The 17,040-nt window shown below is 41.8% G+C and carries 12 protein-coding genes; 8 read left to right on the top strand and 4 right to left on the bottom strand.

Translation table 11 applies throughout. From position 1 onward, the window contains the following. Positions 1–23 precede the first annotated feature (23 nt). Positions 24–899, top strand: coding sequence for an EamA family transporter RarD (gene rarD / locus ACTF5Q_RS04550; RefSeq protein ID WP_438953490.1), 876 nt, complete (start codon positions 24–26; stop codon positions 897–899). On the opposite strand, the gene ACTF5Q_RS04555 is transcribed toward rarD, so the two are convergent. Next, a complete protein-coding gene (locus ACTF5Q_RS04555) occupies positions 883–1,431 on the bottom strand; it encodes a TIGR00730 family Rossman fold protein (protein WP_438953491.1) in 549 nt (182 codons plus the stop codon). The genes rarD and ACTF5Q_RS04555 overlap by 17 nt on opposite strands. Positions 1,432–1,531: 100 nt before the next feature. Here ACTF5Q_RS04555 and ACTF5Q_RS04560 point away from each other — a divergent pair, with 100 nt between their 5' ends. Further along, on the top strand, positions 1,532–3,073 hold the full coding sequence (locus ACTF5Q_RS04560) for a LysM peptidoglycan-binding domain-containing protein (protein ID WP_438953492.1): 1,542 nt from the start codon (positions 1,532–1,534) through the stop codon (positions 3,071–3,073). 86 nt (positions 3,074–3,159) lie between these two features. Continuing rightward, positions 3,160–4,959: an ABCB family ABC transporter ATP-binding protein/permease gene (locus ACTF5Q_RS04565; RefSeq protein ID WP_438953493.1), complete on the top strand. Its 1,800-nt coding sequence runs from the start codon at positions 3,160–3,162 to the stop codon at positions 4,957–4,959. A 20-nt stretch (positions 4,960–4,979) separates the two neighbouring features. Here the strand turns inward: ACTF5Q_RS04565 and ACTF5Q_RS04570 are convergent, their stop codons facing one another. Together ACTF5Q_RS04570 and ACTF5Q_RS04575 are read right to left on the bottom strand one after the other, a co-directional pair. After that, the gene (locus tag ACTF5Q_RS04570; protein WP_438953494.1) at positions 4,980–8,582 is read right to left on the bottom strand and encodes an efflux RND transporter permease subunit; all 3,603 of its coding nucleotides are present in this window, start codon (positions 8,580–8,582) and stop codon (positions 4,980–4,982) included. After that, positions 8,579–9,853: an efflux RND transporter periplasmic adaptor subunit gene (locus ACTF5Q_RS04575; RefSeq protein ID WP_438953495.1), complete on the bottom strand. Its 1,275-nt coding sequence runs from the start codon at positions 9,851–9,853 to the stop codon at positions 8,579–8,581. Before ACTF5Q_RS04575 ends, ACTF5Q_RS04570 begins: the two co-directional genes overlap by 4 nt. Before the next feature lie 134 nt (positions 9,854–9,987). On the opposite strand from ACTF5Q_RS04575, the gene ACTF5Q_RS04580 reads away from it, so the two are divergent. Genes ACTF5Q_RS04580 through der form a run of 3 tightly spaced genes read left to right on the top strand, consistent with a single transcriptional unit; the run spans position 9,988 to position 13,532 of the window. Beyond that, entirely contained in the window at positions 9,988–10,674 is a 687-nt protein-coding gene (locus ACTF5Q_RS04580; protein ID WP_438953496.1) for a hypothetical protein, read from the top strand. A 38-nt stretch (positions 10,675–10,712) separates the two neighbouring features. Next, positions 10,713–12,038, top strand: coding sequence for an outer membrane protein assembly factor BamB family protein (locus ACTF5Q_RS04585; RefSeq protein ID WP_438953497.1), 1,326 nt, complete (start codon positions 10,713–10,715; stop codon positions 12,036–12,038). A gap of 45 nt (positions 12,039–12,083) precedes the next feature. Next, entirely contained in the window at positions 12,084–13,532 is a 1,449-nt protein-coding gene (gene der, locus ACTF5Q_RS04590) for a ribosome biogenesis GTPase Der (RefSeq protein ID WP_438953498.1), read from the top strand. Between the two features lie 44 nt (positions 13,533–13,576). On the opposite strand, the gene serS is transcribed toward der, so the two are convergent. Beyond that, complete coding sequence (serS, locus tag ACTF5Q_RS04595; RefSeq protein WP_438953499.1) at positions 13,577–14,866, bottom strand: serine--tRNA ligase; 1,290 nt, start codon at positions 14,864–14,866, stop codon at positions 13,577–13,579. A 218-nt stretch (positions 14,867–15,084) separates the two neighbouring features. Between serS and yajC the strand changes: the two genes are divergently transcribed. Next, a complete protein-coding gene (gene yajC, locus ACTF5Q_RS04600) occupies positions 15,085–15,363 on the top strand; it encodes a preprotein translocase subunit YajC (protein WP_153693410.1) in 279 nt (92 codons plus the stop codon). Positions 15,364–15,381: 18 nt separating this feature from the next. After that, positions 15,382–17,040 (top strand): protein translocase subunit SecD, encoded by a 1,659-nt coding sequence (gene secD / locus ACTF5Q_RS04605; RefSeq protein WP_438953500.1) that lies wholly within the window; start codon positions 15,382–15,384, stop codon positions 17,038–17,040.

The raw sequence follows: 17,040 nt of genomic DNA on the forward strand, positions 1-17,040 counted from the left end.
GCTGGTATGTCAAGGGCGGCATGATGTCTGAGCATCTGAAAGGCGCGATAGCTATGATAGTTGCTTGTACAATATGGGGCCTTTCCGCCATATATTATAAGCAATTATCTGAAACCCCTCCTATAGAAGTCCTCTGCCATAGGACAATTTGGTCGGTAGTCGCTTTCACTCTTTTTTTGCGGCTACAGAACAGATTAGAGGAGTTGAAGATAGTATTTAGAAATAGGAAACTAGTCCAAACTTTGTTTTGGGCGGCTGCTATGATTTCTACGAACTGGTTCTTCTTTATTTGGTCCGTTCATAACGATCGTGCCACTGAAGCCAGTTTTGGATATTATATTTTTCCCCTCGTTGCAGTCGTGTTTGGATTGTTTTTCTTCAATGAGCGATTGTCCCTAATGAAATGGGTTTCTGTAGTTTTAGCTACAATCGCAGTATTAATACTGGCCATATCGCAAAATATTTTACCTTTTATCGCATTGGTTCTTTCTATTACTTTTGGGATTTATGGCATGCTAAAAAAACAGATTAGCTTAGGGCCCGTTCTATCCGTGACAAGTGAAGTGATTTTACTGTTGCCAGTAGCTATAATACTTCTTCTTTATTGGCATTTGGATGGAACCGGAAGCTTCGGTACTAATATTACGACAACATCTCTCTTAATTTTTAGTGGGCCTATGACAGCCGTACCGTTAATGCTTTTTTCATATGCAGCAAGGCGTGTACAAATGACATCACTTGGCATAATTCAGTATTTAAATCCATCGCTTCAATTTTTCGTTGCCATATTTATTTTTTTGGAACCGTTCGGACTTTGGCACGCGGTGGCATTTGGTTTAATCTGGCTGGCTTTGTTTATTTATTCTTTTGCAAGCATATCCACTAAGAATTTAATTTGAGCGCCTCAATAGTTTCTCCCGGTGATGAAACAACTTTAAATAGTTTGTTCAAACTTTGATCCGCAAATCCATTTTCCACAAGGTGGTTTATTAATTCAATGAGAGGGTCCCAGAACCCGCTGACATTTAAAATAATGATTGGTTTGTTGTGCAATTTTAACTGTGCCCAGGTTAATACTTCAAAGAATTCATCAAGTGTCCCTGCGCCACCCGGTAAAATAATAATAGCGTCAGAATTCATGAACATGACCTTTTTGCGTTCATGCATATTTTGTGTAATTATAAAATTGTTATTGTTGGTTTTACCAACCTCTGCTTCCAATAAATGTTCTGGAATTACTCCCATAACTTCTCCACCATGAGACTGTATGTTTTGAGCTACGGTGCCCATAAGACCTATGTTGCCAGCCCCATAAACTAGCCGACAGTTTTCTTCCGCAAGCAGTCGTCCTAGTTGCTCGGTAGCTTTTTTGTAGGCGTTATCGCTTCCATAACGTGAACCGCAAAACACACAAACAGAAAGTGATAACATATTAAAATCCTTGTTTTAGAGTGACCTATAAACTTTACCCTTGTTGATGCCCTCACTCAACTGTAGAAATGGTTTATTGAAATTTTGGAGATTTACAAAATTGAAATTATTAAGTTCCGTTTGGTTTTGGCTCGGCGTGCTTGGCGTAAGTGTAGTAACTTATGGTTTATTTGATACTTTGAATACACAAGAAGAGAAGTCTGTTTCGGGCGTAGATATCCAAAATGTTCAAGAACAAACCCAAGTTGAAATAAATGAGACGACAAAAGAAGCTGATAGCTCTACATCTAAGGTTGAATTAAAACCGTCTGCTGAGAAAAACGTAGAAAAAGAAGAGCCAACTCCTGAAGATACTGAAGTTATACCGGTCGAAGTTTTTTTGGATACGGCTCGGGTTGATGTTGATGGGCTCGTTACTCTCGCTGGGAGAGCAGAACCCGGAGCAACTATAGAAGTCCTTGTCGGTGAGACTTTAATTGGGACAATATCCGTTGGAAAAGATGGGAGCTTTGCATCAATTTTTGAATTAAGCTCAAGTGAAGAAATTCGTGTAGTTGTTTTGAGAACACTCAAAGGTGATGATTTTGTTTATGCAGACCAAAGTTTAGTTATTTTGCCATCACAAATAGCAAAGAAGGCTTTAGAAGAGGATTTGCAGCTGCTAGACGAAGTGGCAAGTTTAGAACCCGCCGATGAGACTGCGTCGGTCGGGTCAGTACAAATGAAAGGATCCGTTGAGAGCCAAGAAGTAGAGACTGACAAATCTGACGAAAAGTTGACTTCGGAAAATAAAGTGCAACCGGAGGCTGTTGAAAAACCTGACATCGAAGTTAATGAAGCCGAGATTTTGGAAGAAGATCAAGCAGAGACATCTTCATCGAAGCAAAAAGAGGTTAAGGTCTCTGACGGGTTAGATAAAGAAGAGACGGTGCAAGTAGATCCATCACAGTTAGAGTCACAGGAAACGCAGACAGAACTGCAAGAGGCATTAGAAAAATCTGAAATTTCAGAAAATAAAGCGGATATTTCCGAGAGCGATTCTGTCGTCAGCGTTCCAGATAATGCTGCAGATATTGCAAACCCAACAATGAATTCAAGCACGTCGCAACCAAAAGTAGTGGTTGCCGACAGTGATGGGGTTAAGGTGTTACAGGATGATCAAGGAGCAAAAGATCAACTGGCGCTCGATTCTATAGCTTATGATCCGTTGGGCAACGTTACTCTGAGCGGGCGTTCCAACCCTGATGGCCTTGTTAGATTTTACGTCAATAATGAGGCTATATCAGCAGCAAAAACGGACGATTCTGGCTATTGGGAGACAGATTTGTCTGATGTTATTCCAGGCACGTACACTCTGCGTATTGATGAGCTTGGATCAAGGGGAGATGTGGTTTCTAGATTGGAAAGTCCTTTTAAACGTGAGGATCGTCAGAAGCTTGCCGCGTTAATCGCTCCAAGTTCAAGCCCTGTTCGCATTAACATTGTTACAGTACAACCGGGTAATACACTTTGGGCTATAGCGCGCAAGAGATATGGTGATGGATTATTGTACGTGCGTGTCTTCGAAGCAAACCGTGACAAAATTAAGGATCCTGATTTGATTTATCCCGGGCAGTTGTTTGATTTACCCGATCTCAATTGAACAAATTAGAAAAACTATTAAACCAAGATTTGACTAAAGCAACACTCAGTTGATTAATAATTATGATTGCGGACATTACAGATTAAATGAAAAAAGAAGAACAGAATAGCGAATATCTGGAGAGAAAATCAGGTATGCGCACTATAATTCGAGTAGCGCCATACTTATGGCCACAAGGGCAGGCTGAAATAAAGTATCGAGTTATTTTTTCAATGCTCGCCCTAATTCTTTCAAAGGTAATTGCTGTTTACACTCCTCTTATTTATCGTGATGCAGTTAACGCTTTATCAAACCAAGGGGTTGACGAGCTTTTTCTTGGGGCTCTTGGCCTTACGGTTGCATATGGCGTCTCTCGAATATTTACCAATGGTTTTCAGCAGTTGAGAGACGTTTTGTTTGCCAAGGTAGCTCAAAGAGCTCTCCGTAAACTTGCACTTAAAACTTTTCGGCACATACACGCATTATCTCTACGATATCACATCACGCGTCAAACTGGTGGGCTTTCTCGAATTGTAGAGAGAGGTGTGAAGGGGGTTGAGTTTTTACTTCGGTTTTTATTGTTTTCAATTGGTCCTTTGGTGCTTGAATTATTGATGATCGCAATTTTACTCTATGTGATGCTTGATATAAGGTATTTGGCTGTAATTTTTGTTACTATTGGAATTTACGTTTGGTTCACCTTTAAAGTAACTGAATGGCGCGTAAAATTAAGAAAGAAAATGAATGAGCAAGATACTGATGCAGCACAAAAAGCTGTAGATAGCTTGCTAAACTTTGAAACAGTTAAATATTTTAATGCCGAGCAAAGAGAGGCCAATCGTTATGACATTGCTATGGCAGGTTATGAAGATGCAGCTCTAAAGACGGCATATTCATTGGGTTTTCTGAACTTTGGCCAAGCCGTTTTAATAACTTTAGGATTAATAGCAGTAATGGTGATGGCTGCTCTTGGAGTCCAAAATGGTGTTTTGACAGTCGGAGACTTTGTAATGGTAAATGCTTACATGATCCAGATAACAATGCCTCTAAATTTCCTTGGCACTGTGTACCGAGAAATAAGACAGGCACTCGTCGACATGGGTGAAATGTTCAATTTATTAGAGCAGGAGACAGAGATTGTTGATAAACCTAACGCCAAGCCGATAAATGTTACAAACGGCCAAGTAAAGTTTTCAAATGTCTATTTCAGTTATGACAGTAAGCGTCCAATTCTAAATGACTTAAGTATTGAGGTTCAAGGTGGAGCAAAGGTTGCAATTGTAGGATCTTCTGGCTCTGGCAAGTCAACACTTGGTCGTCTTTTATTTCGGTTTTATGATGTGTCAGGAGGTTCTGTATCGATAGATGGACAAGACATTAGAAATGTTACTCAATCATCTTTACATACCGCAATTGGAGTTGTTCCCCAAGATACAGTTTTGTTTAATGACACCATATTTTATAACATCGCGTACGGCAAAGATAATGCTACGGCGGCAGAGGTAGAAGAGGCGGCCAGGGCTGCTCAAATACACGACTTTATTACGTCTCTACCAGATGGATATGGCGCTACTGTTGGTGAAAGAGGTTTAAAGCTTTCTGGCGGTGAGAAGCAGAGGGTAGGTATTGCAAGGACACTATTGAAAGATCCACCAATCTTATTACTGGATGAGGCAACATCGGCTCTCGATTCAGAAACTGAACGTGAAATACAAGATGCTCTGGAAAATGCAGGTAAGGGCCGAACGGTTATCTCAATAGCGCACCGTCTATCAACTATTTCAGATGCTGACAAAATAGTTGTTCTTGAACGTGGGGAAATAGTTGAAATTGGTAAACACTCCAATCTCTTAAAAAACCGAAGTCGTTACTTTGAACTTTGGAACATGCAGCTAAAGGCTGGCTAAATCAGAAACTTAAAAATGTCTTATTCGGCGGCTTGAGTCTTAGCGTCCAGAGTGAATGATGATTCCATATTTTTGAGGCCTACCATGTTGGATGCCAAATAACCCTCATTCCAAACTATTTCTGTATTCTTTTGCCGTTTCGCAGCCCGTCTCAAAGCCCAATCTTGTGCACTTTTCCCACTCTTTCCTGCACCAATTCTAATAAGGAAGCGACCTATCCAAACCACATATGTAACAATCCAGATACGAAGTGCCAGAAGGGATGGAGTGAAAACCAAGGTTAGCATGGTGGCAATTCCAAGTCCGAAAACTACCGCTGTTGCTAATTGTTTCCACCAGAGAGAAGTCGGACTGTCAACTGAATATCCACCGTTTATAAAGTTTAAGCTCAAACCAAACATCATCGGAGCTAACCCGGCCATGGTCGTAATTGTGGTTAGTAATACGGGTCTTATACGCTGCTCTGCTGTTCTAATTATGGCTTCGATGCGTGGTAAGTATTTCGAAAACTCTTGATAGGTGTCGATGAGGACTATGTTATTGTTTACCACAATTCCAGCAAGAGCAACTATACCGGTGCCTGTCATAATAACAGAAAATGGCTGTTGCATAACCAGCATTCCAATAAGCACGCCTACGGTTGATAGTATCACCGCCAAGAGCACCACTACAGAGTTATAAAAACTATTAAATTGAGCTAATAATATAATAAACATAAGTGCTAAAGCTGCTGAAAAAGCTGTCGAAAGAAATGCTTGGCTTTCGGCTTGGTCTTCCTGATCTCCAGTCCACTCCCAGCTAATTCCTGGTCCAAGAGGGTTTTTCTCAAGATACTTTGTCAAATGTGCTATTCTCTCGTTTGCATTGATAAATACTTCTGTTTTATTTCCATTCTGATCGATCAGTGTCGTTGTTAATCCATCCGCAACCCCAGCTTTAATGTCAAAGAAGCGCTTTTGGTCAATCCGATTTATTTCACCCAGCTTTTTTACCGGCGATTTAGTAATAAAGTTAGACAGTGGGATCAGGCCATCCTTTGTACGAACTTTCAATGTGTCTAGAGTGCTCAAAACGCGGTAGTTCTCCGGGAGCCTTACCCTAATTTCAACTTCTTCGTCCGAACTATCCACTCGCATTGTATCAAGTAAGACCCCCCGAGTTACTAACTGAACCATGGCACCCACAGTCGTCACGTCTGCGCCAAATCTCCCGGCCTTTTCCACATCGACATTTATTTGCCAATCTATCCCTGGTAATGGTCGGGTATCTTCAATTAACGTAAGACCTTCCGTTTCCTCAAATATTTCCCTCATATTTTGAGTAGCCATAAGAAGTTCATCCCAATCATTGCCTTTCAAACGCAAATGTACGGGTTTGGAACTTACAGGACCTCTGGCTAATTCAAGTACCTCTATTTTTATCCCAGGTATTTTTTGTAAATCAGCCAATAATTCTGCAATTACAAGATCTCCATCTAGATCTGGATTATTTTTTCGATTATCCCAAGGAATAGTTTCCAATTGTATCTGACCAATGGTGTCCTTTGGAGATGATGCCCCCGCTGTATTTTGGTTCAACCCACCTGCGCCGGCAAACGCAAAAACACTATCTACTCCTGGATGAGCTAAGACGATCTTTTCTGCTTCTTTTACAATTTCGTCTTTTTCTAGAAGAGATAGATTGCCTCTCGCACGAACGTAAACAATTGCTTGCTCTGGTTCGGATTCTACAAAGAACTCCACGCCATAGTTGTTCTGGCCGAAGTAAGTAAAGACTGAAGTTGTCAAAAATATTATACCACCAATTGCTGCCAATGGCATAATTGGGTTGCCCACTATAATTTTTATAAAACGTCCGAAGAACGTTCTCCTGTATCCAGAAACAACCTTTTGACGTTCGCGCTTAAATTCAGCGGCACCCATTGTAATTGAAACTAAAAATGCTGATACGATTAGACCAATTCCTCCAGGTATATAGCTGATAATACTCAACTGGCCGCTCTCTATATTCATCAAAAAACTTGGGTTTATAAGCTGCATAGTAGTACAGAAAAGACAGAAAATTGTTAACGGGACTAAAGCTGCCCGAATAAACCAAGGAAGTTTTGTACGCAAAAGGTTCGAAGCATTTTCAAACATGCGGCTTAAACGACCAGACACCCCACCAATGATTGGTAGAAAGATTAATGCTACAATAAGCGAAGCGGATAAAACAAAAATTAATGTAACTGGCAGCATACCCATGAATTGACCAGGCACGCCTGGCCAGAAAAGCATTGGTAAAAATGCGCACAAGGTGGTCGCTGTAGAACTGGCCACTGGCCAAAACATTCTTTTAGCCGCTTCAACATATGCGGACATTGGGCCAGTCCCTTCTGCTATCCGCTTATCGGCATATTCTACTACTACAATTGCGCCGTCCACTAACATTCCGACTGCTAAAATTAGCCCAAACATGACCATATTTGAGATTGTTACACCCATAACGCCCAGTAAAACGAAACATAACAAAAAAGATGTTGGGATCGCAAAGCCCACTAGGATTGCCCCTCTAGACCCTAACGAGGTTAGCACCACTATCATGACCAGAGCAATAGCTGTAAGGACAGAACCCTCTAATTGCCCAACCATACTTGCTACTTGACTGGATTGATCATTAGAGGTTCCTACTTGGACGGCAACTTGCAGATCTTTTGGCCAGCTTTGTGACTCTGCTTTGACGACAGATTTTACTTCCTCTGCCATGTCTATGAGATTAAAGCCTCGGCGTTTTACAACTTGAATTGCCACTGTTGTTTCACCGTTAAATCGCGCTATACCTGAACGATCTTCGAAGGTTAGTTTTATTTCTGCAAGATCTCCCAAAGTTATAATGCGATCGCCATTTGTCTTTACTGGCAGGTTGTATACATCTGAAGGTTCATCGAAACTTGAAGGAATTTTTACGGAAAAAGCGCCTTGGTCTGAATTTATATTTCCTGCAGCAATTAACTGGTTATTATTTCTAACGACACTAATTAAATCATTCGCGGTAACGTTATAGGCCTCGAGCCTTAGTGGATCTATTAATACTTCCACCATTTCTTCACGATTGCCAGAAATAGGTGCTTCCAGCACTGCGTCCATGCTCTCTAGTTTTTCCTGAAGCTCCTTTGCGACCCTTGTCATTGTGCGCTCGGGCACTTTCCCGGTTAAATTTACAATAATCACTGGGAACTCGGAAAAGTTGAACTCATTAATTGAGTATTTGTCCGCTCCAGCAGGAAACTTAGTCTCCGCTTTGTTCATGGCATCCCTGACGTCTGCCATAATTTTTGTCTTGTCCCAGCCGAACTCAAATTCTAACGCTATTCCAGCATAATTTTCTGATGCCGTGGCGTTCATTTTTTTGAGGCCATCCAAGTCTGCCAACTCAGTTTCCATAGTTCTTATTAGCAGAGACTCGCTATCCTCAGCAGAAATCCCAGGGAATGGCACGGATATGAATAATGCCGGGATTTCAATGTCTGGCTCACCTTCTTTTGGAAGACCCGTGTACGCGTAAACGCCCGCCGCCAGCGATAAGGCAATTATCGCTATGATCATCCGCGCGCGCGCAGAAGCCCAATCTATTAGGCCAGTCATAAGGATACATCCTTGTAAGTCACAGAGACTTTAACGCCCTCTCTAACAAATTCTTGTCCAATAACTATAACGTCAACATTATCATCTAACCCTGAAACCCAGACACCTTCTTTGCTATCTTGCTCTAGATTTACCGCTGCGAACCGGGTCGTGTTTTGTTCGTCTATTAATCTTATTCCCAGTATTCCATCGTCATTTAAAGTTAATGCTGATTGCGGGAGCAGGTGCGCCTTCTTGCCGTCAGATCCAATTGCTATTTCAACAGTCTGGCCATCTCTTATTTCTAGTTGGTCATTTGGGACATTTACTTCAACTCGAAATGTTCTGGTTGTCGTATCAGCCGAACGGGAAAGAAACGTTACATTGCCATCTATTTCGTGACCACTTGTAAGCTTGGCTTTGACGGGAGCCCCCAATTTTACGCGAGATAACTCTGTTTCGGGTAGGAACCCTACTAGTTTGATTGGGTTAAGTTGTATGATAGTGCCACACAAGGCGCCGGGTTGAAGTAAAGATCCAATCTCAGCTGTGTCCGACTCCAATGTTCCCTCAAAGGGCGCTTTTATTATTAGTCTTTCAATTTCTTTTTCAGCAGCAGCGACGCCTGCTTCGGCAGATTGAATGCGTGCTCTGGTACTTTCAAAGCCTGCAGTTGCAGTGGCCACCCCTGCCTCTGCCGACCTCATGGCCGCCTCGGCAGAGGCCACTCTGGTCTCTGAGGCGTAGCCGCCCTGAGATAGTTTTGTTGCAGCGTTAAAATTTATTTTGGCTTCTTCAAGTCTAGAATTTGCTTCATCCAACTTTGCCTCCGTTTGTGGGATCAAGGCTTTTGCTTCTTCTAATTTAGCTGCTGCATCTGCTAACGCGGTCTTTCTTGTACCCTCATCCAACTTACACAAAATATCATTTTTTTTAACAAACGATCCTTTTCGTAAGGGTTCTGATACAACCTGACCGAAAGTTTCTGACCGAACTTCAACAAAACGCGCTGCTTCGGTTTCTCCCCGCAAAATAACATAACTTCCCAGGGTTTGTGAACTTGATGCATAAACAACAACACTGACAAGTTCAGAGACATTGTCAATTTGTTGGGTAACTTCTTGATCTGAGGTTTCTGTTTCAGCATTAGTGTTTTGTTGTTCTAGTCTCGCTTCAACCACACTTTTGATGCTGTTTCCACTTGCTAACTTATCAAAAGAGTCCCTTTCAAACACCAGAACGTACAAAGCAAAGATAACAACCATTGCAGTGATTATTGAAATAATTTTCATAAAACGAGGTTCCTTACAAACCAGTACTTAAACACTACGCTGAACTCACCAGTTCAGATTAATATTTTCAAACTCTTTTTGCAAGTGCAGCAAAAGTATAGGGGCTTCCCCTCAGCCATTAGAACGGTTAAGAAATGATAGAAAATGTCATTGTGAGGTTATTTGTGAGCGATACGGATAGTTTTATTGAAGAAGTAAGCGAAGAGGTGCGACGCGATCGCTTATACAAATTTTTGCGTAAGTATGCATGGGTTGGCATTCTGACGGTGGTAACTATCGTCGGTGGGACAACTTATTTAGAATTTCAGAAAGCACAGGCGAGGACGGAAGCAGAAGCAGTTGGCACTGCTATTATTAACGCGCTTGATATCTCCAATTTAGAGGAAAGAGCTGAAGAATTAAGAAAGATAGAAGTCTCAAACTCCGAAGCAAAAGCAATCTTGGCTATGCTTTTGGCAGCCGAAGAGATTTCGCTGGAGAATTATGAAGCTGCTAGCGCGAGCTTAAATGCTATTTTCGAGGACCCATCTATTTCGCGAGTCTACCGAGACATGGCAAAATTTAAATTCCTTTTGATTAGTCATGGGAATGTCGAAGATAATTTGATTTTAGCCGGTTTCAAAGAAATGGCTTCTCCGGGTAATCCTTTTCGCTTATTGGCAGAGGAGCAGATTGCGCTGCTGACGTTAAAAACTCAAGACATTGATACTGCAGTCGATAAACTAAAATCTATTTTGGAGGATGCAGAACTTACTGATACTATGAGACAGAGAGTGTCACAGCTTCTCATGTCATTGGGTGTTGATCCATCCAGCCTCTGAGTTTTGGGTTTAATGGAAATGTTTGGGAGTATTGTTTATTGAAGCTGAAAACTGGCTTAACGACGTTAGTGTCTTTGATTTTATTACTTGGTTGCGCCCAGGAACAAGTAGTGGTGCCGGGGAAACGAGAGCCCATAAGCTCAGTCGATAGTAAAGCAAAGCTGGATAATATGTCTGGTTCTATAGAAAACGGTTCCAGGCCTTTTTCTATCTCAAATGCTAAGGCAAATGAATCTTGGACTCAAGGTCATGGTACTCAAATCACAAGAACATCACATCCATCTCTAGATTTAGCGATTGATTTACTTTGGTCTGTTTCAATAGGGAAAGGAGACCAATCCCGTCACCGCATAACTGCGGAACCCGTTGTATTTGAGGGTCAAATTTTTACAGTCGATAGTCTTATGGTTTTGAGCGCGACGACTAAAGATGGTAAAATTTTGTGGCGAAAAGATTTGACGCCGGACGGTGAGAGTAGTGGAGAGGTAAGCGGCGCCGGTCTGGCAGCGGGTGCCGGTAAAATCTTTGTTACAACGGCATATGGACTTTTACATGCTATAGACCCCTCATCTGGCCAAGAAATATGGTCTCAACGTCTTTTAGGCTCTGGTAGCACGAGGCCTGCATATTATGATGGTTTGGTTTACTTGGTATCGAATGATGAAAGCGCTTGGTCGGTTGATGCTGAAACAGGAAGAGTAAATTGGACATTGGATAACTTTTCCGATGTAAATAACTTGATAAGTAACTCTGCCCCTGCCTTGTCTGAAAAGTTTGCTATTTTTGGCTATGGTTCTGGTGAAGTCCAAGCTGTATTCAGAAAGAGTGGTTTAGCCATATGGAGCACCTCTATCTCTGGAGGGCGAAGTGGACGCGCTGTAAGTATTGTTGACGACATTGTTACATCGCCGGTTGTAGATGGCTCTATTGTTTTTGTGGCAAACGCGTCTGGTCGGATTACAGCATTAAATCTTGATAATGGTGAGCGTATCTGGGGAAAACCCTTAGGAACCCTTGGAAATATCTGGCCGGCGGGTGATAGCTTATTTCTGGTAAATGATTTGTCCCAGCTCGTTAGAATGGATAAGTACTCTGGCGAAATAGTTTGGTCGGTTCAGTTGCCTAGCTTTCTAAAAATTAACCCTAGAAAAAGTAAGGAAGTTGTAGCCCATTTTGGGCCTATTGTCGCAAGTGGTAGGGTTATTCTAGCTTCTAGTGATAAAAAAATCCGAATATTCAATCCTATAGATGGATCGCTTATAGATGATGTAAGAGTGCCCAGCGGTGCTACAAGTAATCCGGTAATAGCGGATAATGTTTTATATTTTGTGTCGCGAGACGGCGACCTGCACGCTTTTCGCTAATATATTTTATGCAAAATGTGATGCCTGAATCTTTGGAGCACTGAAATGACCTTCACTCTAGCAATCGTTGGACGTCCTAATGTTGGAAAGTCAACGCTGTTTAATAGGCTGGTTGGAAAGCGTATTGCATTAGTTGACGATCAACCAGGAGTTACAAGAGATTTACGTGAAGGAGAGGCAAAATTAGGTCATCTTCGCTTCGTAGCAATCGATACAGCTGGCTTGGAAGAGGCGACTGACGAGAGTCTGCAGGGCCGGATGCGAAAATTAACAGAAAGTGTAATTGATTTAGCTGATGTTTGCTTATTTGTTATTGATTCAAGGGTGGGAGTAACGGCATTAGATCATTTCTTTGCGGATCTACTCCGGAAAAAGGCTAAGCATATTATTTTGGCTGCAAATAAGTCTGAGGGTAGAGCTGCAGACTCGGGTTTTCTTGATAGTTATAGTCTTGGTCTAGGAGAACCATTACGCATTTCAGCAGAGCACGGAGAGGGCATGACGGATTTGTTGTCTGAACTTGTCCCGCTTTTCGATAAACCATTTCAAGAGGGAGCTCATGTTTCACCGGAAGTAGACATTGATGTTTCGGATGACAATCACGCTAAAGATATTTTTACATATAATCCTCCAACAAGGGAGAGGCCACTACAGGTGGCGGTGATAGGCCGACCAAACTCTGGCAAGTCAACATTAATTAATAAAATCATTGGGGAGGAAAGACTCTTAACTGGTCCAGAAGCCGGAATTACCCGTGATGCAATTTCTATTCAGTTAGAGTGGCAGGCGATACCGATGCGTATCTTTGATACGGCAGGTATGCGCAAAAAAGCAAAAATAAATGATAAAATAGAAAAATTGTCGGTAGGAGATGGTCTGAGGGCTGTAAAGTTCGCCGAGGTTGTAGTCGTTTTGCTGGACGCGGCTATACCATTCGAACAACAAGATCTTAGAATTGCTGGCCTTGCCGAGAGAGAAGGTCGTTCTGTGGTTGTTGCAGTAAACAAATGGGACATTGAAAAAAATAAGCAAGAAAAACTGCGTAACATGCGCGAGGCTTTTCATCGACTATTACCTGAATTACGAGGTGCGCCATTAGTAACCGTCTCGGCAAAAAATGGTCGTGGATTGGAACGATTAAATAAGGAAATAATGAAAGCCCATAAAATTTGGAACAAAAGGGTAGCTACATCTCCGCTTAATATCTGGCTGAGTGATATGGTGGCGGCTCACCCACCGCCCGCCCCTAATGGTAAGCGAATAAAATTGAGGTACATAACACAAGCAAAGTCGCGGCCGCCTGGCTTCGTCGTTATGTGTTCTAATCCTAGTAAATTACCTACAAGTTACAGTCGGTATTTGGTAAATGGTTTGCGAGAATCGTTTGATCTGCCTGGAACTCCAATTAGGTTAACAATGCGATCGCAATCTGACAAAAATCCATTCAAAAATAGAAAAAAATCACAACCCTCGAAGTTGAAAAAACATCTTTAGTAGGTGTAAATGTTCCGTTTTGATAACTTGAGACCCTAGCTTGGTTATTCCAAGCCCCCGGTAGAATTTATACGGGTACAATTTCCTAAATAAGGACTTAATACTGGAGGTAAGGATACTGAGCCGTCTTCATTTTGACCGTTCTCTAAAACTGCAATTAAGCACCGACCAACTGCCACTCCGGATCCATTGAGGGTATGGACAAACTGAAGTTTTCCCCCTTCAGCAGGTTTGAATCTGGCAAGCATCCGTCTGGCTTGAAAATCTCCACAAACCGAAATAGACGAAATTTCCCTATATTTACCTTGTCCTGGCAACCATACTTCTAAATCGTGAGTTTTTCGAGCACCGAAGCCCATGTCACCCGTACATAACACAACAGTTCTATAGGGTAGGCCGAGCTTTTCTAATATAGCCTGAGCACATTTGGTCATTCTGGAGTGTTCTTCCAGCGACTGAGCTGGATGGGTTATTGAGACCATCTCGACCTTTTCGAATTGATGTTGCCGAAGCATTCCAGATGTATCCTTGCCAGCGGATCCTGCTTCTGATCGGAAACACAAAGTGTGTGCAGTAAGCCTAATAGGTAAATCGGTTTCGTTTAGGTTTTGGCCTGAGACTGTATTTGTTAGAGTTACTTCTGATGTTGGTATTAACCACCAGCCGTTTGTTGTTTTATAGCTGTCTTCAGCAAATTTAGGTAATTGGTTGGTTCCATACATTGCTTCATCTCTGACCAAAACTGGCGTCATGGTTTCTGTCATACCATGCTCATTAATATGTATATCGAGCATGAACTGAGATAAAGCGCGATGAACTCGAGCGATGGATCCACGCAACAAAACAAATCTGGATCCTGACAGCTTTGATGCAGTCTCAAAGTCCATACCAGGTTTAACACCTGCGATTTCGAAGTGTTCTTTTGCATTTTTAATTTGCGGAGGTGTTCCCCATTTGAATATTTCAATATTTTCTAATTCGTCCTCCCCAGCAGGAACGTCGCTCAGTGGGATATTGGGAATAGTCATTAATAAATCTGCCAATTCCTGATCTAATTCTTTTGCCTGTGAAGCTAATGAGGTAACCTCTTTCTTTTTACTTGCAACCAAATCTCGAAGTGTATTGAAGGCGGTTTCATCATTTGATGATTTTGCCTTCCCGATCTTTTTGGCCGCTTTATTTTGTTCGGCTGTCGCGGTTTCGGCTGCTAAAATTGCAGATCTGCGCTCTTCATCGAGGGAAAGGATTTTTGCCGACATTTTGGAAAGCCCGCGAAGGCTCAAAGCTTTATCAAACACTTCAGGATTTTCGCGGATGTATTTTATGTCATGCATTATCTTAAACCTATTCAAGTTTTCTGGCTTCTTATGCAACATTACTATGACAAAGTGTATACTTTTATAAGATCTATAAGCAAAATTTTTAGATGAGGCTTGGAGCTTGTTACCCTTTAGAAAACTAACTAAATAATAGTCGAAGGTACCTTGCAAACTGAGCAACAAGGGCCTAGGTTCCGCCAAGCACGGCACTTTATAATAACAAGGAATTCCTCATGGAAGCATTTGCACAATTTGTCCCTCTAATTCTTATTTTCGCTATCATGTATTTTTTACTTATTCGACCACAGCAACGAAAGTTAAAAGATCATAAAAAAATGGTTGAAAGTCTGAGACGGGGTGACATGATCGTAACCCAGGGTGGACTAATTGGAAAAGTCACAAAAGTGAAGGAAGACAATGAACTTGAAGTTGAGTTGTCCGAAGGCGTAAAAGTTAGAGTAGTACAATCTACGGTCGCGCAGGTTCTCTCAAAGACAGAGCCCGCAGCGTAAAATTGTGTTGATTTTTTAATGCTGCAAATAGAGCTTTGGAAACGTATAATAATCTATGGTCTTGTTCTGGCAGGCCTTTTATTTGCTTTGCCGAATGCTTTCTACTCAAGGGTAGAAAGCTACAATGACGCAAATTCAGCAATTGAAAATGGTCAAGATCCTGATTTGTTTAGAGATGAGCAGCAACTTTGGTTCGATTACTTACCATCCTCTCTCGTTAATTTAGGTCTGGACTTAAGAGGCGGCGCTCATTTACTAGCGGAAGTGCGCACAAGTGATGTTCATGCTCAAAGAATTAAGAGCTTGTGGCCAAATGTTCGCGATGTTCTCAGGAAAAAGAGATCCGATATTGGCACAATTAGATTACAAGACAGTACACCTGGGGTACTACGTGTTAAAATTTCTAAACCAGAAGCGATGCAAACAGCGATTGAGGCTGTAGCGGCGCTTTCAAAGCCTGTAGTTAGTTTGACACAGGCAGGTGCTGAAGATTTAAAAATATCTTCAGACGGTGATTTTCTACTAATTTCCTTATCTGATGCCGAAGTTCTGGCTACTGATGAAAGAACAATGCGACAGTCTTTGGAAATTATTCGGCGGCGAGTTGATGAAGTTGGAACACGGGAACCTACGATACAACGTCAAGGATTAGATCGTATTTTGATCCAAGTTCCGGGTATAGGTTCGGCTACAGAGCTCAAAGAATTAATTGGTACGACGGCTCAGCTCACATTTCAGGCTGTCATCGGAAAAAATTCTTCTTCGACGACGCCTTCTTTCGGCAATGAAGTATTACCTTCATTGGATGAAGAGGGAGTATTCTACACGCTTGAAAGTGCCGCGGTAGTAACGGGTGAGCAATTGGTGGATGCTCAGCCAAGTTTTGATCAAAATGGAAGACCCGCGGTAAATTTCCGATTTAATCCAACAGGAGCAAGAAAGTTTGGTGACTATACAGCAGAAAACATAGGAAGTCCTTTCGCAATTGTTTTGGACAAGGAAGTCATAAGTGCACCTGTTATTCAGTCTCACATCCCCGGTGGGTCGGGTATAATAACAGGTAATTTTACTGTCGAAGAGAGTACAAACTTGGCGATTCTGCTCAGAGCTGGCGCGCTTCCAGCAGGCCTTGAGTTCTTGGAAGAGCGAACAATTGGGCCAGAGTTAGGTGCTGATAGTATTAAAGCAGGCAAAATGGCGTGTATTGTAGCATTTGCAGCCGTTTTGGTGTTTATGTTTTTATCATATGGTATGTTTGGTCTGTTCGCAAATGTTGCTCTTATCGTAAATGTATTTTTAATTTTTGGTTTATTAAGTGCCATCGGGGCTACGTTAACACTGCCCGGTATTGCAGGAATTGTGTTGACTATAGGTATGGCGGTTGATGCAAATGTTTTGATTTTTGAGCGCATAAGGGAGGAAATCAAATTAAATAAAGGTCCAGCTAGAGCAATAGAATTGGGATATGAGAAGGCACTTTCTGCGATTATCGATGCAAATATCACTACATTTATAACAGCAGTGATTTTATTTGCTATTGGATCAGGTCCGGTTAGGGGCTTTTCGGTTACGCTTGGTTTAGGGATTATAACCTCTGTGTTCACTGCGATATTTGTGACCAGACTTCTAATTGTGATTTGGTTTGAACGCCGTCGCCCAAGAAAAGTAGAGGTTTGA

Origin of the sequence: Candidatus Salinivivens marinus (genome assembly GCF_965655845.1) — a bacterium.
Taxonomy (GTDB): Bacteria; Pseudomonadota; Alphaproteobacteria; order Rhodobacterales; family Rhodobacteraceae; genus Salinivivens; species Salinivivens marinus.